The organism is Aureitalea sp. L0-47 (assembly GCF_026126405.1).
Classification (GTDB): Bacteria; Bacteroidota; Bacteroidia; order Flavobacteriales; family Flavobacteriaceae; genus Pukyongia.
In genome coordinates this window covers 172,022-194,087 of record NZ_JAFMTQ010000002.1, presented here as the reverse complement: position 1 = coordinate 194,087, position 22,066 = coordinate 172,022, and the positions used below count along the sequence as shown (strand labels likewise).

The window sequence follows — 22,066 nt, the reverse complement described above, 5'->3', positions numbered from 1 at the left end:
AGCGATTAGTTTTCCTGAAACAAGTTAACCAATTCGGATGGAATTTTAATAGGACGTAAGCTGGATGCATTCAGTAAACACCAATTTGTACTGGCCTCGACGATTAATTTACTGTCATGGGGCCTTGTGATTCGATAACAACGTTTACTTTTTACGCCTTCGGAATGTTCCACCCATGTTTCTACTTTCAGAATATCCCCTTCAAAAGCAGACGCCTTATAGTCGATCTCATGCCGCAGTACATACCAAACGTATTCTGCCAGCATTTCGGAAGTGGCATTTCGCTTCCAGTGTTGTTCGGCTGCGTCGAGGCACCATTGAAGATAGGAGAGGTTGTTCACATGGTCCCTTTCGTCAATTGCTGAAGACGGCACCGTGAGTTCGAAACTGTAGTGTTGAGGTTTCAAAAATCCAGGATAAGTTTAGAGATCCAGAAGAAGAGAAAAATTCCGAAGATATCATTGCTGGTAGTAATGAAAGGACCTGTAGCTATAGCCGGATCGATACCTCTCTTATCCAATACAAGAGGAACAAATGTACCTACAAGGGCCGCTACAATGATAACAGACAACATAGAAACCGCGATAGTAATACTTACAAGGCGATTCTGCCCAACAATGGTTCCGAAGAGAATCACGAGTAAACCTAAGGCAATACCATTGATAAGTGCGAGACCAACCTCTTTCAGCAACCTGCTGAACAAACTCCCTTTTATATTGTCGTTTGCCAAACCCTGTACGATGATCGCACTGGATTGCACACCTACGTTACCCGCCATCGCGGCAATTAGTGGTGTGAAGAAGAAGAGTATAGGGAATTTATTAAGCGCTTCATCAAATCCCTGCATGATGTAAACAGAACCCAACCCGCCGATAAGCCCCAGAACAAGCCAGGGTAACCGGGCCCGGGTAAGCTGGAAGATACTGTCGTCTGCCTCCACAACACTCGATATACCGGCAGCAAGTTGGTAATCCTTTTCTGCTTCGTCCTTAATGAAGTCAACAATATCATCAATTGTAATCCTACCCATTAAAGTACCTTCTTCGTCGATAACAGGGATTGCCTCGAGGTCGTATTTATGCATGATCCTTGCTACTTCTTCGTTTTCCGTATTCACGGTTACATAGTCTACTTTAGGGATATAAACTTCGCTGATATGTGTTTTTTCAGGAGCAGTTAGCAGGTCTTTTAATGAAAGTCGGCCTTTAAGTTTACCTTCTTTATCGGTTACGTAGATCGAATGAACTCTTGTAACATTTTTAGCCTGTCGGCGCATTTCTCTCACACAGCCTGCAACGGTCCAGGTTTCTTTCACCTTCACCAATTCCTTAGCCATAAGGGCGCCGGCTGTATCTTTATCGTATTTCAGAAGGTCCACGATGTCGGCAGCGTGGGTGTCGTCCTCGATCTTGTCGATCACCTCTTTCACGATCTCGTCGTCGAGACCCGCTACTACGTCGGCTGCATCATCCGTGTCCATTTCCTGCAGCTCCCCTGCGATCTCCTCAGGTGAAAGGCGTTCGAGTATCTTCTCACGATCATCTTCGTCCAGCTCCATCAGGGCTTCCGAAGTGATCTTACTCTCCAGTAGTTTAATGAGATACGTGGCTTCGTCGCTGTTGAGCTCTTCCAGGATCTCAGCTACATCTGCAAAGTGGAGGTCATCCATCATTTCCCTTAAGGCAGAACCGTCCTTATTGGCAATGAGTTGCTCAACCTGTGTTATGTAATCAGATGTTAGCTGAAAGGCCATCTTTCTCTATCTTTTGGGTGAGTTCTATAAACTCCTGAACCGAAAGTTGTTCCGGTCTGAGGCCAAAGATAGTATCTTCTTTTAGTTTTTGAGAAAGATTGAATGTTTTTAAGGAGTTACGGAGCGTTTTACGGCGTTGCTGAAAGGCTGTCTTTACAGTTCTGAAAAACAGTTTTTCGTCGCATGGAAGAGAATAATCTGTTTTGCGAGTGAGTCGGAGGACCCCGCTATCAACTTTTGGTGGTGGATTAAATGCCCCGGGTTTAACGGTGAAAAGGTATTCGGCAGTATAAAAGGCCTGAGTAAGCACAGAGAGGATGCCATAGGTCTTGCTTCCTTCTTTTTCGCAAATCCGCTGGGCTACCTCTTTCTGAAACATCCCGGTGAATTCGGGGATGCGATCCCTGTGCTCCAGGGTCTTGAAAACGATCTGGGACGAAATGTTATACGGGAAATTACCGGTAATAACGAAATCTTCACCCGGGAAAAGGGTGTTTAGATCGAATTTTAAAAAATCGGCTTCAATTACCCTTAGGTTTTCTTCTGAAAAGTGTTCTTCCAGGTACTCCACGGAATCGTGATCGAGTTCCATGGCAGCTAATTCAATGGGTTTCTGTATAAGGTATTTGGTAAGTACTCCCATCCCGGGCCCGATCTCGAGCACATTTTTATAATTTTGAAGGGTTAGGGTATTGCCAATTCGTTCAGCGATACCTTCATCACGTAGAAAGTGCTGTCCTAAGTGTTTTTTAGCCTTAATGTAACCGGGCTTATTCATTGAATAGGTTCCTGGATTGAGTTCGTAAGAATCATTATTGTTCGCTAACAATTTCCAATTCTGTTCGGAAGGCGACAAACTTTCCTTCAAATGCCTGACTTTGAGCCCGCAGGGAACTCGCATCTTCGTCATAATACCTTTGCAGGGTTTCTCTACTTTCTGTAGTATATTGAACAGAGTACGTAAACCCTCCCATTTCTTCTTCCACCATAACTCGCGTCATTAGGGCTTTGGTAAATTTACCCGTATCCAGCATGGCGGGGATATGGTCTTTTTTCATCCAATCGACCCATTGGTCGTGAACAGATTCGTCAATGTTGATAGTTACGTTGTAGATGTACATGGTTGTTAGTTGATGGCATCCCCTCTTAGCATCCTGAAACGTTTCCTGGCTACCACGAAATAGATGCTGTCTGCGAAATCATAAATGATCTGTTCGTAGAGGTCCTTGGCCTTTTCCGGTTGACCCAGTTTGTTCTCGTACAGTTGTGCCAGGAGAAAGAAAGCATCATCTGCGAGGATATCTTCCTTGTAGAATTCTATGATCTTCTGGTAGGAGGCCTCTGCTTTTTCAAATTCGTTGGTCTTTTCGAAAAGTAGCCCCTGCCTTAACAGGGCCTCATCCTCGATCTTCTCTCCTTTATGGTTATTCAGTATGTCTTCTAACAAGGAGATAGCTTCCTTGTTCTTATTCTGAAGGGCGAGTAGATCGGCCCGGGCGAACTTCTTCAGCGCGGTCTGGGTGGAATCCTCCAAAGAATTGTCGCGTATCATCAAACTCAGTTCCATTGCGTCATTGGAGATCAGTTGTGAGGCCGATTTTTTCAATACGTCAAGTTGCACCTGTGCCCACTCAAAATCGCCTTTGTAATAGCTGGTTTTTGCCACTTTAAATCTGGCTTCCTGAGCAAGAACATCGTTCTTTACTTTCTTCTGAATTTGAGAATAATAGATCAATGCCTGGTTGAACTTTTCATCAAATACCAGTACGTCCGCCAGTTCCATTTTCACACGAGCCTGCTGGTAAATCGAAAGGTTTTGATTAGTGAGTTCTTTTAAATTGGTGATGGCCTTTTCCTTCTTGCCATAGCTAAATGCCAGGAAGTGGTTGTAATCAAGCTGCAGTTCATAGGAATTTCCATCACGGCCATAGCGGTCTAACAGCGATTCGAATTCCTGCTCGATCTTCGCATAATTCTCGACCTGGGTAGTCTCCAATTGGATTTGCATCCGGTATTGTTGTCCCATAAGTTCGGCTTGAACGGTGGGTGCGTTTTCAATAAGAAAATCAACGATATCGCCGGCTTCCTCATAAGCACCCTCGTCCATGGCGATAATTGCCAGGTCCACTACTCCCGTCAGATCTGTTGGATCTCTTCTGAAGATGGCTTTTTCCTGCGCAAATGCTTTTTTAAATTGTTTTTGTTGAATGAATAACCAACTCAGCAATTCGTTGTACAACAGGTCCGGGCTGGACTGTGAACGTTTTAGCAAAGTCTTACGAAGTATCACATTGGCCTCGTTGGTGGGATCCTCAGTAACATACTGACTGAAATTTCGTTTCGCGATGGAACGGTAGGCAGGGTTCTCCTGCATAAGGTTGAGGTAGGTGCCAAACATGCGTTCCAGATCGCCCAATTCACCGTAAATTCTTGCCAGCTGTACGTTGAAATCCTTATTCGGATCATTCTTCATGGCGGTTTCATAGACTTCTACAGCCTCTTTCAGCAAACTGTATTCTTCAAAATTCTTCCCAATAGTGTATGAATATACCGGGTTTTCAAAGGTGTATTCTATGGCTTTCCGATAATTTACGTTTGAAAGCGAGTCCTTGTCTTGCAAGGAATAGTTATAACCCAATTCAACGTAGAGCTGCGGAATAATGCGTCTGGAGTTTAGTTTTTTTCGAATTAACTCTTCAGCGACAGAAAACTGTTCCAGCTGTTGGTTCGACTCGATGATATAGAGGAAGAAATCCAGCCTTCCGGGGTTCTTTCGGTATAATTTATCGTAGAGAGTGAGAGCCTTTTCGTACTCCCCGCGGTCGAAGTAATTCTTAGCCAGCAATTCATTCTGCCCGAAACTTGGGGCAGTCATCAATAATAGTAATACAAATACGAGTAGTCGCATAGGGTAAATATAACGATTTGATACCTGAAAAGGTATATCAAAAACGAAGCCGTTTTTTAGGAGATCATATCGAAGCCGCAATAGGGAACTAGAACTTCGGGAACTTTGATGCCTTCCGGGGTTTGATAATTTTCCATAATACCGGCTATCACCCTTGGCAGTGCCAGGGAACTTCCGTTGAGTGTGTGAACGAGTTCATTCTTTCCTTCGGAATTCTTGAACCTAAGTTTCAATCGATTTGCCTGGAAGGTCTCAAAATTTGAAACTGAAGAGATCTCAAGCCAGCGATCCTGGGCCGTTGAGAATACTTCAAAATCGTACGTAAGTGCCGAGGTGAATCCAAGGTCGCCTCCGCACAGCCGAAGAATTCGATACGGTAATTTCAAGTCGCGCAGTATGCTTTTAACATGCTCTACCATTCCATCCAGCGCCGCGTAACTATTATCCGGGTGCTCAATCCGAACGATCTCAACCTTGTCGAACTGATGCAAACGGTTGAGTCCGCGAACATGCGCACCATAACTCCCAGCTTCTCTTCTGAAACAAGGCGTATAACCTGTACATGTGATGGGCAGTTCATTATGCATTAATAAATCTCCACGAAACAAATTAGTGACCGGAACTTCCGCTGTAGGGATCAGGTACAAATTGTCGCCCGTTATGTGATACATCTGACCTTCCTTATCTGGTAACTGTCCTGTTCCGAAACCACTGGCTTCGTTTACAACATGTGGAACCTGGTATTCAGTGTAACCTGCTTCGGTGTTTTTGTCTAGGAAATAGGTGATAAGTGCACGTTGTAATTTTGCACCTTTTCCTTTAAAAACCGGGAATCCTGCTCCGGTAATCTTAACGCCCAACTCAAAGTCAATAAGGTCGTATTTCTTTGCAAGTTCCCAGTGGGGAAGCGCCTCATCTCCTAATTTGGGGACTTCGCCTTCCTCCATGACCACCTCATTGTCATTTTCATCCGTTCCGGCAGGTACGCTCTCATGGGGGATATTTGGCAGGTTGTGGAGTAGTTGTTCCAATTCCTCAACTGCCGCGTTCAGTTGCTCCTGCAGTTTTTTGGAGGTTTCTTTTAACTCCACCGTCTTCTCCTTCATGGCGTTGGCCTTATCCACCTCACCATTTTTATAGAGCATCCCGATCTCCTTTGAGAATTTATTCGACTGTGACAATGTTTCATCCAACTCTGCCTGGGTGCTGCGTCTTGTCTCGTCGGCTTTGATGACGGCCTCAAGGTCTTCAGCTGCGTCAATTCCTCGTTTTGTGAGTGCTTGGATAAAAGCGTCTTTATTTTCTCGGATTTCGGTTACCTGTAACATGCTTTTTGAAATTTAACAACTCTCCTTTGCCAATAGGCCTCCGTAGCTTAATAACTATGGAGAGGGAGGTGGGCTTCGAAGAGTAGGGACAAAGTTAGGGAAAATGCCTATTTTAACTCTTCTTTTTTGTGATAATCCTCAGGTGACGGAAGTATCCAATCGTGATGCGAAAAGTGACTCCATTCCACCTCAGCCAGATTTGTTTTGAAGTCGATCAATCGATGAAATTCCCCACCATTGATGGAAACTTTCACATCCATAAATACACCTACATCTCTTCCTTTCTTCGCTTCTCTTTCCTTAATTCGTTGGGCCAATTGCCAGAGTAAATCGGGTTTCGCCCTTACGTTTCTGCTTTGTTTTGGGCTAAGCATTTCGCCGTAGTCGTAGCGCTCCCTCTTTTTTGTCTCTTTATCTTCCACCCAAACGGTGAGCATCCCTCTTTTAGAACGCAACATCATGCGCCAGCTAAGCCTGTGGGCTTCTTCAGTCCAAAGCACATCGTCCTTGAAGAACCAGTGCCGAAGCGGTAATGCTATCTGAACTAGAAAGAATGCTGAAAGCAGGCTAATTAAGACTGGTTTGTATGCGGGTACGATTATTTCTCCTTTGTTATAAATAAGATTGCGTTTCCGAAGGAACCATCTTTGTAGTGTTTCCGAAGAGAAAAAGAAGAAGGAAAAGGCAATAGACATATAAGGAAATATCCCGATGTGGAATACTGCAGAATTGAACAAATGAAAGAAAACAGATATCCAGAAGGCAACCACTCTCGTGCGTTTCCATAACAGTAGTGGTACTATGAGCAGATCGAAAAAGATGCCAAAATAAGCGATACACCAGTGTACCCAATCCTGTTGCAGGAACTCACCGATAAGCCAAAAATGTTTTTTGCCGCTCATGAAGTATGCTGGAACGGTGGTATTCAGCCAGTCCGGGTAGATTTTTGCAATGGAAGCGTAGGTGTACACAATTCCAATTAGAAGAATGACTTTGACTTTCACCCATTGAGGCATTGAGGGTGATTTTAAAGATGGATTTCGTTTGGCATCCAGGGAGAACCATCTGTTCGCGGGGAGGAAGACCATAACCCAACAGAGAAGCATCATCAAATAGTAATGATTATTGTAGGAGGTTTTCTGCATGAGATAGACACTTGTCCACATAATGGCATAGGCCGCCATAGTGAAACGATATCGATAGCCCAGCATCACGCAAACCCCAAAAATTCCCATCAGGGCAAAATAGAAGTACATCCCATTTCCGGGCAGCGGTTGCAGAAATTCGAAGCCTATGAAATTAAATGTGAATTCAGGATCGATAAGGGTGCGTTTTACCCAACCGGTGGCGATTGCACCAAAACCTTCGACAGCGATGAGAAAGCCGAATACTACTCGCCAAAGTACAAGGCCTGTGTTGTCGATATGTTTGAATAAAAGTTTATCCAAGATCTTTCAAATACTTGCGAGCGAATTCTTCATCTTTCTGAATTGCCGCCTGAAGTTCGTTTACATTCTCGAAGGTTGCCTCATCTCGGATTTTTGCGATAAATTCAACGCGCAGGTTGTGGTCGTAGAGATCTCCTTCAAAATCCAGAAAATAGGTTTCTATGGTACGAGTTTCACCGCCCACTGTTGGGTTGGTACCTATACTGGTGATGCCGTAAACCACTTTTCCGCTTATTTCAGAAAAAACAATATACACTCCATTGGCCGGTATAAGTTTGTATTTCTCTTTTACTTTCAGGTTGGCCGTGGGATAGGCCAGGGTTCGCCCTATCTGCTTGCCGGGCACCACAACTCCCGAAAGCATATACGGATATCCAAGGAATTTGTTAGCCGTTGCTACGTCGCCTTCCTCCAGGGCTTTTCGGATCTTTGTTGAACTAACAGTCACTTCGCTGATCTCCTGAGCGGAGATCTCAACCACATCGAAATTATATACTTGTCCGAACTCTCTTAGATCCCCAATACTGGCTGTTCGGTTTCGTCCGAAACGGTGATCGTAACCGATCACTACTTTTTTTGCGTTAACAGCTCCTACAAGGATGTCGCGAACAAATTCAACCGCTGAGAGCCTGGAAAATTCCTTGGTGAAAGGATGAACGATGAGGTGGTCCAAACCAATTTGTTCCAGTAGTTCTTTTTTTTCTGAAATAGTATTGAGCAGTTTGATGTTGCTTTCTTTCTGAAGGACCATCCTAGGATGCGGAAAGAAAGTAAGGAGCACGGATTGAATGCCTTCTTTCTTAGCAGAATTGACCAGGCGTTCAAGAATCGCTTTATGTCCTACGTGAACCCCATCAAAGGTGCCTATGGTAACTACGCAAGGTTGATCTGCCGGGTATGATGTAATGGAGGTGTGCTCTTTCATCCTATTTACCGTTAAAGGTGTTCATGGTTATATTCACGCCGGCGAGTCCGAAGCTTTCGATGATCTCTTTTCCTTTTTTGAAACGTTCAGGTAATTTATCGGCTTCTTCTTGGGTCCATTCACCAAGTACATAATCTACTTGTCTTCCTTTCGAAAAATCATCACTGATCCCAAAACGGAAGCGATTGTATTTAGTGGTTTGCAATACATTCTGAATGTCGGCAAGGCCGTTGTGTCCGCCATCACTACCCTTGGTCTTAATCCTAAGTGTTCCGAAGGGTAAATTGAGGTCGTCTGTAACCACAAGTAAATTCTCCAAAGGAATTTTCTCTTTCTCCAGCCAGTATTTTATTGCTTTTCCGCTGAGGTTCATAAAGGTACTTGGTTTGAGTAGGAGGAAGGATCGACCCTTTTTCTTGTAGGTGGTAACGTAACCCAATCTTGCGGTTTCCCAGGTTAGAGATTCCTCTTCAGCCAGGGCATCTAAAATCTGGAAGCCTACATTGTGCCTTGTGTTGTGATATTTAGGTCCGATATTTCCAAGGCCGGCGATGAGAAACTTTTTCATAGGGTCACTTTCAGTGAGAAGTGGTTTGGATTCTAATCCGAATAATTTTCTGAAGAACGCGAGCATTCTGTTTTATTTCTGAAGTAAAAATAAAAAAAGCATCCGTGAAATACGGATGCTTCAGAATATATTAACGTGAAGGTTCTATTCTTCAGCTGGTGCTTCGGCAGCTGGAGCTTCTGCTCCTTCTTCACCTTCAGCTCCTTCAGCTCCTTCTTCACCTTCTTCTTCCTCATCGTCGATCTCATCAACGATAGCAGTTCTAGAAGTTCTCACCTGACATATTACTGTATTGTCTGGGTGAAGTATCTTGAAGTCTTCTGTTTCAATAGCAGACACATACATCTTGTGCCCGATCTTCATTTCAGTAATATCTACCTCAATAAAGTCTGGTAAATTTGCAGGAATCGCTTTGATTCTCAATTTACGTGTTACGATACGAAGTACACCTCCATTTCGAACACCTTTGGAGTTACCGGTAACTCTAACAGGAATTTCCAACATCACTTCTTTGTCGTCGAAAGTCTGATAGAAGTCCATGTGCAGGATTCTGTCTGTTACAGGGTGAAACTGAATGTCTTGAAGAATAGCGTTCACTTTGGTACCATCTTCTAAGGCAATTACAACCATGTGTACATCTGGTGTATACACAAGGTTTTTAAATGCCAGTTCTTCTGCTGAAAAGTGAATTGGCTCATCCCCTCCGTATACTACGCAAGGAACCTCTCCAGCATTACGTAAGGCTTTCGTTGCCGACTTGCCCACGCTTTCTCTTTTAGATCCGTTGATTGTAATTGATTTCATTATATAAATATTAATTAATCGCTTTGTGATAAAGCGGCTGCAAATGTAGCGTTTTTTTGTAAAAGACTGAAAGAAATGGCTTAAAGATTCAAGAGTCAGGAACCACGAATCATGATACCAGGAAATACCTCAATACCTTTGCGTTCTTCACCAAAGTTGTAAGCTTCCTACATCAGGAATTTAGAAGCGATGGATTTGTTCTCGTTCACCCTTGTCATTACATCGGCAAACAGGTTGGCACAAGTTAGTACCCTGATCTTGTTGCTTTCCTGTCTTAACGGAATGGAATCTGTAACGATAAGCTCTTCCAATTGGGAGTTCTCGAGTCGCTCGTATGCGTTACCGGAAAGTATTGGGTGGGTGCAAATCGCTCTCACGCTCACGGCACCTCTTTCAATCATAAGATCGGCCGCTTTGGTAAGTGTTCCTGCGGTATCTACCATATCGTCCACAAGTACGACATTCTTTCCGCTTACATCCCCAATAAGTTCCATATGGGAGATAACATTTGCCTTAGCCCTTTGTTTGTAACAGATCACCACATCACTTTCCATTGCCTTGGAGTACGCGTAGGCTCTTTTGGAACCACCCATATCCGGGGAGGCAATTGTTAAGTTGGGTAAGTTTAGATCTTTTAAATAGGGCAGGAAAATAGTAGATGCAAAAAGGTGGTCTACAGGTTTTTCGAAAAACCCCTGGATCTGATCTGCGTGCAGATCCATAGTGATGATCCTGGTAGCTCCGGCTGTTTCCAGCATCTTGGCAACCAATTTGGCGGCAATCGGCACGCGCGGTTTGTCTTTCCTGTCCTGGCGTGCCCATCCGAAATAGGGAAGTACAGCAGTAATGTGTCTTGCTGAAGCACGTTTGGCGGCGTCCAACATGAGTAACATCTCCATAAGGTGGTCGCTATTCGGGAAGGTAGAACCAATTATAAATACCCGGCTACCGCGCACAGATTCCTCGAACGAAGGCTGGAATTCACCATCACTGTAAGTGGAGGTAATTACATTTCCCAGAGGTGACCCAAAGGCGTTGGCTATGTTTTGTGCTAATTCCTTGCTTTGTTTGCACGGGAAGATTTTAGCTTCAGGAATAGGTATGGACATTGTGACGAATTGTTGGTTTGTTGCAAATGTAAAATTATCGTTATGGAATTCGTAAAAATGAAAGTGCGAATTACTAACAATTTTGATTTAATTGTTTATTTTTGCCGTCCCCTTAAGCCTCGGTGGTGGAATTGGTAGACACGTTGGATTCAAAATCCAATGGCTTCACGGCCGTGCGGGTTCGATTCCCGCCCGAGGTACAACAAACCAAAAAACGAGAAAAGTTGAGCGAGCTTCAAAAAAGAAAGCTCGCTTTCTTTTTTGAGTGAAGTGAAGACTTTGTTTTTTGGTTTTCAAACGTAGCTTGAAGGGAACATCAGCTTTGCTGATGAATCCCGCTTCGATTATTGATTATTCTTTTATTGTTATTGTTTATTGAAGCGTGCGTAAAGTTATACGATTTGTCAATCTGAACCTGCCCGAAGGTCATGGCGGGCTTGATTCAGATTCCAATTCAAGCCACGCTAACTGTCCAGCAGCCTTAGATCGACAACTAAAAATCCACTACAATTCCGAGGCTGGGGATGATCTGGCCACCTTCCTGCTCTATCTCAACAAGGCTCCTGGGTTGAAGTATTTGGCCGCTGGCATTTCTTGCCAAACCGAATTCCGGCGGCTGGGGATTATCCTGCGACAAGACGTTTTGAGCTTCGATAAACAGGTTGAAAGAGAACTTGTTGAAATTCCATTTTTTATCTATGCGAATATCCAGCTGACTAAAAATTGCCAGGTTTTCTTCTCCTAGTCTGCTATAATCCAGGATGACCTCCGGATAGTTTTCCAAAGTGGCTTCCAGATCGGTTGGCACAAAAGGAGTTTCACCAGCAAATCGATACCGGGCACTTACTTCCCAGTTCCTTTTTATTTTGTACCCGCCCGTAAATGATACTAAATGTCGACTGTCCCAAACAGAAGGCAGATATACGTCCCTGTCGAAACCTGTAAACTCACTGTAAAACCAAGTGTAGGCGAATATGCCGTAAAAATTATTTGTCAGTTTCTGCTGAAATTGAAGTTCGGCGCCATAGGTCCGACCTCGGCCGGCGGATTCAATGGGTTCACTCCCCAAAATCTCGAAACCACCACCTTTATTGGCCAATGAAACACCATCGCGAACGGAAACAGGATAGTTGTCGTATTGCTTGTAGAATCCTTCCAGGGAAATGCTGGATGACGGACTGAAATAATGCTGTAATCCAACTACATAATGGTCACTGCGAGTGTAGCTGATATCCTGGTTTACTAATTGGCCTTCGTTATTTCTGAAGCCTAAAATGGTGTAAGGGGGAAGCTTAAAATATCGGCCAACCGAAGCATTGAACTTCCAATTTTCCCTGAACTCATAAGAAAGGGAAGCTCGCGGTGAAAAAGTTGACAACAAATTATCCTTACTAGTAAAGGAATCGTCATCCATTCGAAATCCGAAGGAGACATCCAGTTTATTGTTTAGAAAAGAACGTGTGGCATTTGCGAACAGTCCGTATTTTACGAAATCAATTTCAGTAGTAAAAAATGCATCGTTCAAGAGGTCGGAGGTATTGTTCTCGTAGACCGAATATTGAGAATTGAACCCGCCTTTTACCTTCCAATCACCATAGAACTTGGTGATTTCATACCGAAGTTTGGTCTCACTTTCTACGGCATCATTGTTAAAGATCACACCTGTTTCATTCTCCGGATCTGTGAAGCGTGTGAACTCGTTGTTTAGCGTGTTATTACTCAATGTAGTTTTCATAAATCCCGAGCCATCTTTGAAGCGGTTCTGCCAGGTAACTCCTATGGCGTTGGTACGCTGATTTATAAAAGGAGCCTGCTCCAGTTGTGCCTGCTGTTCCGAATCGAAGTCTGCGGGCGCTTCCACTGAAAAGTCATCTATCGACCCAAGACCAATCAAACTAATGGAATTGTAACTGTCTATTTTATGGTTGAACTTATACTGATAATCCCAGTAATTAGGTCTGAATGGTAAACCGATTGCCTCGAATAGGAATTGAAGGTAACTTCGCCTGACCGATGCCAGAAATGTAGTGTTAGAAGTTTCATTTCCCTTCTTGAATAATGGACCTTCTACTGTAAGAGCGGCTTCACTGGCACTTACCCTGAAATTACCCGTAAAATCCCGATTATTACCGTTTCTTTGTTTGAATTGTAAAACCCCGGACAACGGATTGTCATATTCCGCACCAAACGCAGAAGTTGACAAAGTCACTTCACTGATAAAGGAAACATTTACCAGCCCTACCGGACCCCCGGCACTACCCTGTGTGCTGAAATGGTTTATGTTAGGAACTTCCATCCCGTCCAGGTAATACACTGTTTCATTGGGTGCTCCTCCTCTGATAATTAAATCGTTCCTGAACCCGCCAATAGAAGGTGATACTCCGGGAAGAGTTTGCGCTACCTGCACTACATCGTTATTACTTCCGGGATAGGTGGCAATCTCGACGGCCGACAAGGTCTGAGTAGACAAAGGAGTTTCCCTCGGCCTGCTGATTTTGTCCTTATTGCTAATCACTACTTCCTCCAACGCCTCTGCTGCTTCTTTCAACGTGAAGTTATAGGCGGGGTTCCCCTTGGATTTAACGATTATATTGTAACGGGTTTGTGTTTCAAAACCGAGATAACTTACCACCAGGTTATAGGATCCGGGAACTATTTCGGTGATCCTATAGTTGCCATCAAAATCTGTTTGCACACCTGTTTCCGTATTTTCCAGGAACACTGAAGCGCCCGAAACCGGGATGTTCTTTTCATCGACAACAGTTCCGTATATATCACCCGTAGTTTGGGTATAAGCCGTACTTATACAGAACAATAAGATAATGAATGAGTTTATTCTCACTGTTTAAAACGTATAATGAAAATTCAAAATAAGTAAACAAAAATAGAGTTATTATGAGGCATGAACCTTGAATTGTTGTGTTAAATAATAGCTAATTCTGTCCTCAGTGCCCGAAACTCACCGGTGCCGGTAGGCACTTTTCCTAATCTTTGTAACCCAGGTTACTAACATCCCTGTTGAAATCCTTATTTTTGCAATCCTATTCAGAAGTAAGTCATGAAAATTGAACAGATATACACCGGATGCCTGGCACAAGGGGCATATTATATTGAAAGCGATGGGGAAGTAGCGATCATCGATCCACTTCGAGAGATAACACCCTATATAGAACGAGCACTGGAGGATAATGCAACGATCAAGTATATTTTCGAAACACATTTCCATGCCGATTTTGTAAGCGGACATGTAACGCTTTCAAAAGAGACAGGTGCACCGATAATTTATGGTCCGAATGCCAATCCATCCTTCGATGCCATCATTGCTGAGGACGGACAGGAATTCAAACTGGGTGATATTACCATTACGGCACTTCACACACCGGGGCACACTATGGAGAGCACCACTTACCTGCTGAAAAATACCGAAGGGAAGGATCACGCCATCTTCAGCGGAGACACCTTGTTTTTGGGAGATGTGGGACGTCCGGACCTGGCTCAAAAAGCAGCCGATATGACACAGGAACAACTGGCGGGAATACTTTTCGATAGTCTTCGAAGCAAGATTATGCCCTTAGGAGATGAGGTTATCGTCTACCCGGCCCACGGTGCCGGTTCTGCCTGCGGAAAGAACTTAAGTAAGGAAACCGTTGGCACACTTGGCGACCAGAAAAAAACCAACTACGCTCTACGCGCCGATATGACGCGTGAGGAATTCATTCAGGAGGTCACCGAAGGCCTGTTACCTCCACCTCAATACTTTCCATTGAACGTTAAGATGAATAAAGAAGGCTATGATGATATTGATGAGGTGATCCAGAGGGGGTCGATCGCTATGTCCCCGGACGCGTTTGAAGTAGCGGCAAACGAAGCTGGTGCCTTGGTGCTGGATGTACGTCACCAGCGAGATTTTGTAAAAGGGCATGTTCCCCGGTCTGTATTTATTGGGCTGGACGGCGGATTTGCACCCTGGGTAGGTGCGCTGATCGGAGATGTGAAGCAACCCATTCTATTAATTACTCCGGAAGGGAGAGAAAAAGAAACCATAATCCGACTTTCACGCGTTGGATTCGACAATACAATTGGGTATTTGAAGGGTAGTTTCGAAGCCTGGAAAAAATCGGGCAAAGAATATGATACGCTCTCTTCAATTCCTGCTGAAAGCTTCAAAAACGAATTGGAAAAAGGAGAAGTTCCTGTTTTCGATGTCCGAAAACCGGGGGAGTACAATTCCAGTCATATTGAAAATGCACATTTAACACCCTTGGATTTCCTCAATGAACACCTGGCTGAATTTCCTTCAGAAGAGACCTTTTATGTGCATTGCGCAGGAGGGTACCGTTCGGTGATCGCGGCCTCTATCTTGAAAAGCCGAGGCATCCACAACCTCATCGATGTGGCCGGTGGGTTCAAGGCGATTAAAGAAGCCGGGATACCAGTAACCGCTGAGGTTTGTCCGAGTACGAAAAAGTAGTTAGTTTTTAACGAATTTCTTCACTACCCTGCCATTTTGGGTGCTAATTTCCAGGAAGTAGATCCCTGCGGAAAAGGTGGAGACGTTGATAGATGTGAAAGGCCCAGTTTCAGATAATAAGATTTGTCCGCTAAGAGAAATGATGTTAATCGATTCGATAGAATGACTTTCAATGGAAAGATTCAATACCTCACTTGCCGGATTAGGGTATAAGGAAATCTCAGGTTTAGAGAAATCTGCACGCGAAAGAATTGGCTCCGGGGCATATAATATTTCAAATCCTCCCACAGATGTGAGAGCCATATAAAGATCTCCGCTTATGGTAATATAGTAGACATAGGGTTCACCAGGCAGGAAATATCCAAAGTAGTTGTTTTCGAAATCTGAATGAGACGGAAAGTCGCATTGATTGTTAGTGCGAGTGAAGGTCTCAAGGATCAAATAGTCATTCACCGTATCATGTATAAAATTTCCTTCGAACGAATTACATGCACCATATCCTTCAAAAGTCAAATCCTGATTAATAATAATATACGGTGAAATAGGAGGTTGGACTTCACTAACATAATAAGGATCACCTAGGTCACCTTGTGTAAAAACCAAATACCAGTCATCGACTATTTGAGGATCCTGGGCAAAACAACCGAAGCAAGCAAGCAGTATGTATATTACAGTTACTAACCTTTTCATTTCTTAACAAATTTCTTCACCACCCTCCCACTTTCAGTAACAATCTCCAGGAAGTAGATTCCTTCGGAAAGGGAAGAGACATCTATGGCTTCCGGATTTTCACTTTTCACCGTCAGTTGCTGCCCTGAAAGCGAATACACAGTAGCTGAGCTAATTAATTGACCTTCAGAATAAAGATACAATATATCCTTTGCCGGATTAGGGTAAAAGCCAATATTTTCAAGCCTGTTTTCATGAATTCCCAGTATAGTATCACCATATACCGCAAAATTTCCTTCGGAATCGGTAACGATCAGTCGATAGCCCGGCGCATTAGAGATAATTTCATAGCTAAACGTCTGTGGATCTCCGTTCTTAAAGTAAAAATCCTCCAGGTAGACTTCTTCAAGATCACAATAGATATCGCAAATGAAGAGTGTTAAGGCCGGCATACTGGTTTCAAATTCATCCAAAACCGGATCGTATAGTACTTCACTGAAGAATGCATTTACCGAGATCCAGGTAGACATTTCATCCTCGTCGAAACCCAATATACCGGGATTGAATATATCGCCGGTGGAGGGATAGGTGGTGCCATCAACTGTTACTTCATGCAAATACCAGTTGGTGTCTAACAGAATCGGATCGGGATTTTGAGCTAGCGCTTGAAATACACAAACCCCGGCGATCAATAATGAGTACAGATTTTTCAAAACCTTTGGTCTTTGTTCAGAAGGTACGGAATCCGGGGAAATACTAGTTTAAAGTTATAAAATTTTACGGCATTTCGTATTTTTAGCGAAAGTTCCCGATGCTAATGAGCGACTTCTGGCTATATGTAAAACTCGGACTGGAACACGTCCTGGACCTTGGAGGGTATGACCACATCCTCTTCCTGGTTGCCTTATGTGCTGCCTATAATTTTAGCGCCTGGCGTAAACTGCTCATTCTGGTAACTCTTTTTACCGTGGGTCACACTCTATCACTGCTTCTTGCACATTACAACATCGTTTCGGTAAGCGGTGCCTATGTGGAGTTCCTTATTCCGATTACCATACTCGTAACAGCAGTCTATAATATCATAAACGCGAGACGAAGCCGGCCGTCGGATCTAAGCGTGATGTTATTCATCGTAACACTTTTTTTCGGTTTGATCCATGGATTCGGCTTTGCGAGGTACTACGGTATGATCAAGGCAGATGATAGCGTAGCCCCACTTTTGGAGTTTGCGCTGGGAGTTGAGATCGCCCAGATCATCATTGTTATGATCACACTTCTTATCACTTTTATAGTTCAAAGAATGTTGAGATTTAGCTCAAGGGACTGGCTACTTATTATTTCTTCCATAGTGATAGGAATGACCATCCCGATGCTGGTGGATACATGGCCGTTCTAACTTTTTCAAATATTTAACGTCTTTAGGCTTTGTGAAGCTGTAACTTAGCTATAATTTCGCTACTAATCACCTAATTGATGACGGAGGAAAAGCAACGCAAATACGATATCGCCTATTTAAGAATGGCGAAAGAGTGGAGTGCCTTGTCGTATTGTGAGCGAAGACAAGTTGGCGCGCTTATTGTGAAAGATAAAATGATCATTAGCGACGGATACAATGGCACACCTACCGGGTTTGAGAATATTTGTGAGGATGATGAGGGCTATACCAAATGGTACGTACTGCATGCGGAGGCGAATGCAATATCGAAAGTAGCTTCCTCCACCCAGTCCTGCAGAGGCGCTACGCTGTATATAACAATGTCTCCTTGTCAGCAGTGCAGCAAACTAATCCACCAGGCCGGGATACGGAGATTGGTGTATCACGAGGAGTACAAAGATAATTCCGGTGTGAAATTTTTAGAAAGAGCGGGCGTTTCAATAACGCACATAGATACATTATAATTCAAAGTGGGAATCAATAGAAAATACATACCCTTGCTTTTAGGAGTGGCTATCGCCGCCGGGGTCTTCATTGGTTCCAAGCTGAATTTCAACGACAGCAACGAAAAGATCTTCGCCACCAATTCGAAGAAGGACAAACTCAACCGACTTATCGATTACATCGACTATGAATATGTGGATAAGGTGAATACGGATAGCATTGTGGATGTTACCGTGAACGGCATACTCGAAAACCTCGACCCACATTCGGTGTATATTCCTGTGGATGAATACGAAGACAATGCAGATGATATGCGCGGAAACTTCGTAGGAATCGGTATTAGCTTTTACCCCTACAAAGATTCTATTGCCGTGATTCGCGCCATCGAAGGAGGTCCCGCCGCCAGGGCAGGGATCAAAGGGGGGGATCGCATTTTATATGCGGACGGAAGAGCCTTGTTCGGTCCGGAACTCTTCAGGGATAGCATCTCCGCCTTCTTGAAAGGAGAGATCAATTCTAAAGTAAACCTTACTGTTTACAGGCCTTCGGAAGATAAAATGCTCGATTTCAAATTGAAGCGTAAACGAGTTCCCCTGATAAGTGTAGATGCTTCTTACGCGCTCACTGACGAGATAGGGTACATCAAGGTGAATCGTTTTTCAGAATCCACTTATGATGAATTCAACGAAGCACTTGACGAACTCACCGATGATGGTATAGAAACACTAATCCTCGATCTACGAAACAACCCCGGTGGATATATCTATGCAGCTGAAAAAGTGGTGGACGAATTCCTGGAGAACGACAAACTAATGCTCGTCACCAAAAATAAGAATGGCGAAGAAAACAAGAGTTTTGCCACGCGAAAAGGGGACTTTGAAAAAGGTAAAGTATACGTATTGATCAATGAGAATTCCGCGTCGGCCAGTGAGATCGTTGCAGGAGCGCTACAGGATAACGATAAAGGAACCATAATTGGGCGGAGATCCTTCGGAAAGGGTCTTGTGCAGAGAGAAATGGCACTGGGAGACGGTAGTGCCGTGCGGTTAACCATTGCACGATATTACACACCTACAGGTAGATCCATTCAGAGGCCGTATGCTAACGGAAATGGAGATTACTATCGGGATTACGAGAAACGATATAAGAACGGGGAATTGGAAGATGCTGAAAATATAGAAGTGGCAGATTCGCTACGATTCGTGACGCCCGGAGGAAAAGTAGTCTATGGTGGCGGAGGTATTATTCCGGATGTATTTGTTCCGAAGGATACCAGCGTAGAGAATGAGACCCTTGAATATATTTCGAGAAGTGGATTTATCAGCTATTTTATCTTTGAATACCTTGAAAAAAACCGAACTTTCTTCGACGGCATGAACTTCAATCAATTTACCGAAGAGTACGAGGTTCCGGAATCACTAAAAGAAGAATTTATTGCGTATTCCCGTTTTGAAGAAGCCCAGATCGACCTTAGACGTTACGATGCTGATCTGGCCACTGCGCTGAAGGCTAACATCGCTCAACAATTGTACGGCCCCAATGCCTTTGAATACTTCCTGAACGACGGCGATGCCATGATCAACAAAGTCCTCGAACTGGAATCCAGGGACGATACCATTGAAGAATAATTACTTCTTCTTTCTTTTGATCTTATGAGAAGCCATTAGAATAAGCATCAGCACGATCACGCAAGCTGAAGCCAGGATGCTTATTGATGCTACCAGGCTATCTCCCACGAATAGGTTCTCAAAATCAAGCTTAGTTGCATTGAATATTATAAGCGAGATGGCGATGGCGATAAAGATGTAGATAGCTACTTTCATAAATGGTTAATTAAATAGTTCCTGAATATTGGAAGTGAATAGTTTCACAGCGATCGCAAGCAGAATCACGCCAAATATCTTTCGTATAATACCAATTCCATTCTTTCCCAGGAACTTTTGAAGGCGTGCAGATGTTTTCAGAACTATGTAGATCACAATGATATTAAGCACGATGGCAACGATCACGTTCTGAATTTCATATTCCGCCCTAAGCGAAAGTATAGTGGTTAAACTACCCGGTCCGGCGAGCATGGGAAAAGCAAGCGGGAAGATAGTGGCGACTTCGGGGCCGGTTCCGTCATCCTTGAATAAAGTGATCCCTAGCAACATCTCTATCGCTATAAAAAACAGTACAAAAGCACCTGCTACCGCAAACTCATTTACGTTGATACCAATAAGTTTAAGGATGCTTTCCCCCACAAAAAGGAAAACCGTGAGAACCACAGCGGCTATAATAGAGGCTTTTTCACTATGAATATGCCCAGCTTTTTCACGTAGAGAGATAATAATAGGAATGTTCCCGATGATATCGATCACCGCGAAAAGCACCATGCTGGCTGTGAATATTTCTTTAGCGTTCAGGGTCATGTCCTTCCTTGGTTTAAGGCTGCAAAATTAGATAAAGACTTTCGATTTACACAGATAAGTGAAATAATATTTTAGGGCAAAATCAAGCGGTCAATTTTGAAAGAATGTATCTTTGGCACCATGTTTCAATTGGGCAAGACCATCGTTTCGGAAGATATCCTCGAAAAGGAGTTCGTTTGCAATCTAACTGCCTGCAAAGGAGCATGTTGTATTGAAGGTGAAGCAGGAGCACCCGTTACTCCTTCCGAAGTAGAAATACTCAAGGACATATACCCCAAAGTGAAGCCCTTCTTGAGAAAAGAAGGTATCGAAGCTATTGAAGCACAGGGAACCCACATCACCACACCATTGGGAGAGTTGGAGACGCCTCTGGTAAACGGGAAAGAATGTGCCTATGTTACCTTCACCCCCGAAGGCATAGCCAGCTGTGGTATTGAGGACGCTTACAATGCCGGGGCGGTTGATTTCAGAAAACCCATATCCTGTCATCTTTATCCTGTGCGTGTAAATGACTACAGTGAATTTGCAGCCGTAAATTATCACAAATGGCCTATTTGTAACGATGCCTGTGTGCTGGGGAAAGAATTGGGAGTGCCCGTGTACAAATTTGTAAAAGACGCACTTATCAGGAAGTTCGGTGAGCATTGGTACGCCGAATTAGAGAAGATCGCGGACAGGCTGGAGAACTAGTGGTCCGGGTTTATTAACTCCTCGTTTAAACTTCAGGAAAAATCCCCCAGAAGAGTGATGTGCAAAAGTTTGACTTTTAGTATATTAGTAGTCCGTAAACATAACCATTAAAATAAAGACATCATGAAGAAATTGTTGCTTTCTCTAGCCGTGATCGGTGCATTGTTCGCCTGCGAAAATCCTGTATCGAAGAAGATCAAAGAGACCAAGGAAAATGTTTCCAATACGCGAAAAGCTGTAAAGGAAATGGAAAAGGTACAGGAGGACATGGAGGATCTTAAGAACGAGGAGCCCTTAACGAACGATGAGCTCAAGGCCTGGTTGCCGGATGAGGTCAACGGGATGAAGCGAACAGGATATAAGGCCGGACAAACTGCCTTCATGCAGATTGCTCAGATCGAAGCGACCTACCAGAATGAAGATAAATCAAAGAAACTAAAAATACAGGTTATTGATGGAGCCGGGGAGATGGGTGCTGCTGCCACTGCGGGTATGCGCATACTGTTCTCACAGGATTTTGAGGAAGAGGATGAATACAAAATAAGACGCACTGCCAAGCGTTCCGGTCAAAAAGTGATGGAAGAGTCCAGGAAGGACGGAAGCAGGAGTGAAATTCAGTTCATGCAGGATGACAGGTTCTACATTAAGGCGACGGGAACCAATATGGACCTGGAAGAAACCTGGGATGCGGTAGATGAATTTGATGCCGATAAATTAGGATAGGATAAATTATAGAATTTTGAAAATCACCTTCAATACCAGAAGGTGATTTTTTTGTGCTCTATATTTCGAAAAAAATCCAAAAGCTGCGTTTTCTCCGGCAGTACTGTGTTAAAGATACTTTGCGGACAATGTTGAAAATTTTAGTTCAAAAAAGCACTGTAAATCGCGAACGAACACAGATGGAGCGGACGACTTTCGGGCTTTTCAACGGACATTAGTCTGAAATGTTTATAACTTCACCCCTCCTTTTTAATGTGTTGTAAAACAAAGATTTAAGTTCTCTTTTTAAGATTTTGATAGTAACACTTTTAAAAGCAGCGTGTTGAAAACTTTGTTGAAAACCAACTCCCATTTCTGAAGAAATTCAGGTGAGTTTTTTC

Annotated in this window: 22 protein-coding genes and 1 tRNA gene; 7 read left to right on the top strand and 16 right to left on the bottom strand. The window is 43.6% G+C overall.

Features of this window, described 5'->3' with window-relative positions; all coding sequences use genetic code 11:
- Positions 1-5: 5 nt before the first annotated feature.
- The 11 genes from J1N09_RS04045 to J1N09_RS03995 all read right to left on the bottom strand — a co-directional run bounded on the left by J1N09_RS04045 (position 6) and on the right by J1N09_RS03995 (position 10,843).
- Positions 6-407: an acyl-CoA thioesterase gene (locus tag J1N09_RS04045; RefSeq protein WP_265198314.1), complete on the bottom strand. Its 402-nt coding sequence runs from the start codon at positions 405-407 to the stop codon at positions 6-8.
- A complete protein-coding gene (gene mgtE, locus J1N09_RS04040) occupies positions 404-1,753 on the bottom strand; it encodes a magnesium transporter (RefSeq protein WP_265198313.1) in 1,350 nt (449 codons plus the stop codon). The genes J1N09_RS04045 and mgtE overlap by 4 nt, the downstream gene beginning before the upstream one ends.
- The gene (gene rsmA / locus J1N09_RS04035) at positions 1,731-2,531 is read right to left on the bottom strand and encodes a 16S rRNA (adenine(1518)-N(6)/adenine(1519)-N(6))-dimethyltransferase RsmA (RefSeq protein WP_265198464.1); all 801 of its coding nucleotides are present in this window, start codon (positions 2,529-2,531) and stop codon (positions 1,731-1,733) included. Before rsmA ends, mgtE begins: the two co-directional genes overlap by 23 nt.
- Positions 2,532-2,565: 34 nt before the next feature.
- The gene (locus J1N09_RS04030; RefSeq protein ID WP_265198311.1) at positions 2,566-2,874 is read right to left on the bottom strand and encodes a DUF4286 family protein; all 309 of its coding nucleotides are present in this window, start codon (positions 2,872-2,874) and stop codon (positions 2,566-2,568) included.
- 5 nt (positions 2,875-2,879) lie between these two features.
- Positions 2,880-4,661 carry a tetratricopeptide repeat protein gene (locus J1N09_RS04025; protein ID WP_265198309.1) on the bottom strand — a complete coding sequence of 594 codons (1,782 nt, stop codon included), beginning with the start codon at positions 4,659-4,661 and terminating at the stop codon, positions 2,880-2,882.
- 56 nt (positions 4,662-4,717) lie between these two features.
- The gene (gene serS / locus J1N09_RS04020) at positions 4,718-5,989 is read right to left on the bottom strand and encodes a serine--tRNA ligase (RefSeq protein ID WP_265198307.1); all 1,272 of its coding nucleotides are present in this window, start codon (positions 5,987-5,989) and stop codon (positions 4,718-4,720) included.
- A gap of 107 nt (positions 5,990-6,096) precedes the next feature.
- Positions 6,097-7,437 (bottom strand): HTTM domain-containing protein, encoded by a 1,341-nt coding sequence (locus tag J1N09_RS04015; RefSeq protein WP_321160793.1) that lies wholly within the window; start codon positions 7,435-7,437, stop codon positions 6,097-6,099.
- On the bottom strand, positions 7,430-8,362 hold the full coding sequence (locus J1N09_RS04010; protein ID WP_265198306.1) for a bifunctional riboflavin kinase/FAD synthetase: 933 nt from the start codon (positions 8,360-8,362) through the stop codon (positions 7,430-7,432). Before J1N09_RS04010 ends, J1N09_RS04015 begins: the two co-directional genes overlap by 8 nt.
- Before the next feature lies 1 nt (position 8,363).
- A complete protein-coding gene (gene pth, locus J1N09_RS04005; RefSeq protein WP_265198304.1) occupies positions 8,364-8,996 on the bottom strand; it encodes an aminoacyl-tRNA hydrolase in 633 nt (210 codons plus the stop codon).
- A 78-nt stretch (positions 8,997-9,074) separates the two neighbouring features.
- Positions 9,075-9,734 carry a 50S ribosomal protein L25/general stress protein Ctc gene (locus J1N09_RS04000; protein WP_265198303.1) on the bottom strand — a complete coding sequence of 220 codons (660 nt, stop codon included), beginning with the start codon at positions 9,732-9,734 and terminating at the stop codon, positions 9,075-9,077.
- A 167-nt stretch (positions 9,735-9,901) separates the two neighbouring features.
- Positions 9,902-10,843 carry a ribose-phosphate pyrophosphokinase gene (locus J1N09_RS03995; RefSeq protein WP_265198302.1) on the bottom strand — a complete coding sequence of 314 codons (942 nt, stop codon included), beginning with the start codon at positions 10,841-10,843 and terminating at the stop codon, positions 9,902-9,904.
- Between the two features lie 116 nt (positions 10,844-10,959).
- On the opposite strand from J1N09_RS03995, the gene J1N09_RS03990 reads away from it, so the two are divergent.
- Positions 10,960-11,043: transfer RNA gene (locus tag J1N09_RS03990), tRNA-Leu, on the top strand.
- A gap of 293 nt (positions 11,044-11,336) precedes the next feature.
- Here J1N09_RS03990 and J1N09_RS03985 read toward each other — a convergent pair.
- Positions 11,337-13,658, bottom strand: a complete 2,322-nt coding sequence (locus tag J1N09_RS03985; protein WP_265198300.1) for a TonB-dependent receptor — start codon at positions 13,656-13,658, stop codon at positions 11,337-11,339.
- A gap of 243 nt (positions 13,659-13,901) precedes the next feature.
- Between J1N09_RS03985 and J1N09_RS03980 the strand changes: the two genes are divergently transcribed.
- A complete protein-coding gene (locus J1N09_RS03980) occupies positions 13,902-15,314 on the top strand; it encodes an MBL fold metallo-hydrolase (protein WP_265198298.1) in 1,413 nt (470 codons plus the stop codon).
- On the opposite strand, the gene J1N09_RS03975 is transcribed toward J1N09_RS03980, so the two are convergent.
- Together J1N09_RS03975 and J1N09_RS03970 are read right to left on the bottom strand one after the other, a co-directional pair.
- The gene (locus tag J1N09_RS03975; protein WP_265198297.1) at positions 15,315-16,004 is read right to left on the bottom strand and encodes a T9SS type A sorting domain-containing protein; all 690 of its coding nucleotides are present in this window, start codon (positions 16,002-16,004) and stop codon (positions 15,315-15,317) included. It abuts the gene before it with no gap.
- On the bottom strand, positions 16,001-16,696 hold the full coding sequence (locus J1N09_RS03970) for a T9SS type A sorting domain-containing protein (RefSeq protein ID WP_265198296.1): 696 nt from the start codon (positions 16,694-16,696) through the stop codon (positions 16,001-16,003). The genes J1N09_RS03975 and J1N09_RS03970 overlap by 4 nt, the downstream gene beginning before the upstream one ends.
- Before the next feature lie 104 nt (positions 16,697-16,800).
- Between J1N09_RS03970 and J1N09_RS03965 the strand changes: the two genes are divergently transcribed.
- The 3 genes from J1N09_RS03965 to J1N09_RS03955 all read left to right on the top strand — a co-directional run bounded on the left by J1N09_RS03965 (position 16,801) and on the right by J1N09_RS03955 (position 19,490).
- A complete protein-coding gene (locus J1N09_RS03965) occupies positions 16,801-17,379 on the top strand; it encodes a HupE/UreJ family protein (protein ID WP_265198295.1) in 579 nt (192 codons plus the stop codon).
- A gap of 77 nt (positions 17,380-17,456) precedes the next feature.
- Positions 17,457-17,882 carry a deoxycytidylate deaminase gene (locus J1N09_RS03960; protein ID WP_265198294.1) on the top strand — a complete coding sequence of 142 codons (426 nt, stop codon included), beginning with the start codon at positions 17,457-17,459 and terminating at the stop codon, positions 17,880-17,882.
- A gap of 6 nt (positions 17,883-17,888) precedes the next feature.
- Positions 17,889-19,490, top strand: coding sequence for a S41 family peptidase (locus tag J1N09_RS03955; RefSeq protein ID WP_265198293.1), 1,602 nt, complete (start codon positions 17,889-17,891; stop codon positions 19,488-19,490).
- Here the strand turns inward: J1N09_RS03955 and J1N09_RS03950 are convergent, their stop codons facing one another.
- The gene (locus J1N09_RS03950; RefSeq protein WP_265198292.1) at positions 19,491-19,685 is read right to left on the bottom strand and encodes a hypothetical protein; all 195 of its coding nucleotides are present in this window, start codon (positions 19,683-19,685) and stop codon (positions 19,491-19,493) included.
- 6 nt (positions 19,686-19,691) lie between these two features.
- Positions 19,692-20,273, bottom strand: coding sequence for a MarC family protein (locus tag J1N09_RS03945; RefSeq protein WP_265198291.1), 582 nt, complete (start codon positions 20,271-20,273; stop codon positions 19,692-19,694).
- Between the two features lie 120 nt (positions 20,274-20,393).
- On the opposite strand from J1N09_RS03945, the gene J1N09_RS03940 reads away from it, so the two are divergent.
- Both J1N09_RS03940 and J1N09_RS03935 read left to right on the top strand, forming a co-directional pair.
- Positions 20,394-20,963 (top strand): DUF3109 family protein, encoded by a 570-nt coding sequence (locus J1N09_RS03940; protein ID WP_265198461.1) that lies wholly within the window; start codon positions 20,394-20,396, stop codon positions 20,961-20,963.
- 123 nt (positions 20,964-21,086) lie between these two features.
- Positions 21,087-21,686 carry a hypothetical protein gene (locus J1N09_RS03935; RefSeq protein WP_265198290.1) on the top strand — a complete coding sequence of 200 codons (600 nt, stop codon included), beginning with the start codon at positions 21,087-21,089 and terminating at the stop codon, positions 21,684-21,686.
- Positions 21,687-22,066 lie beyond the last annotated feature (380 nt).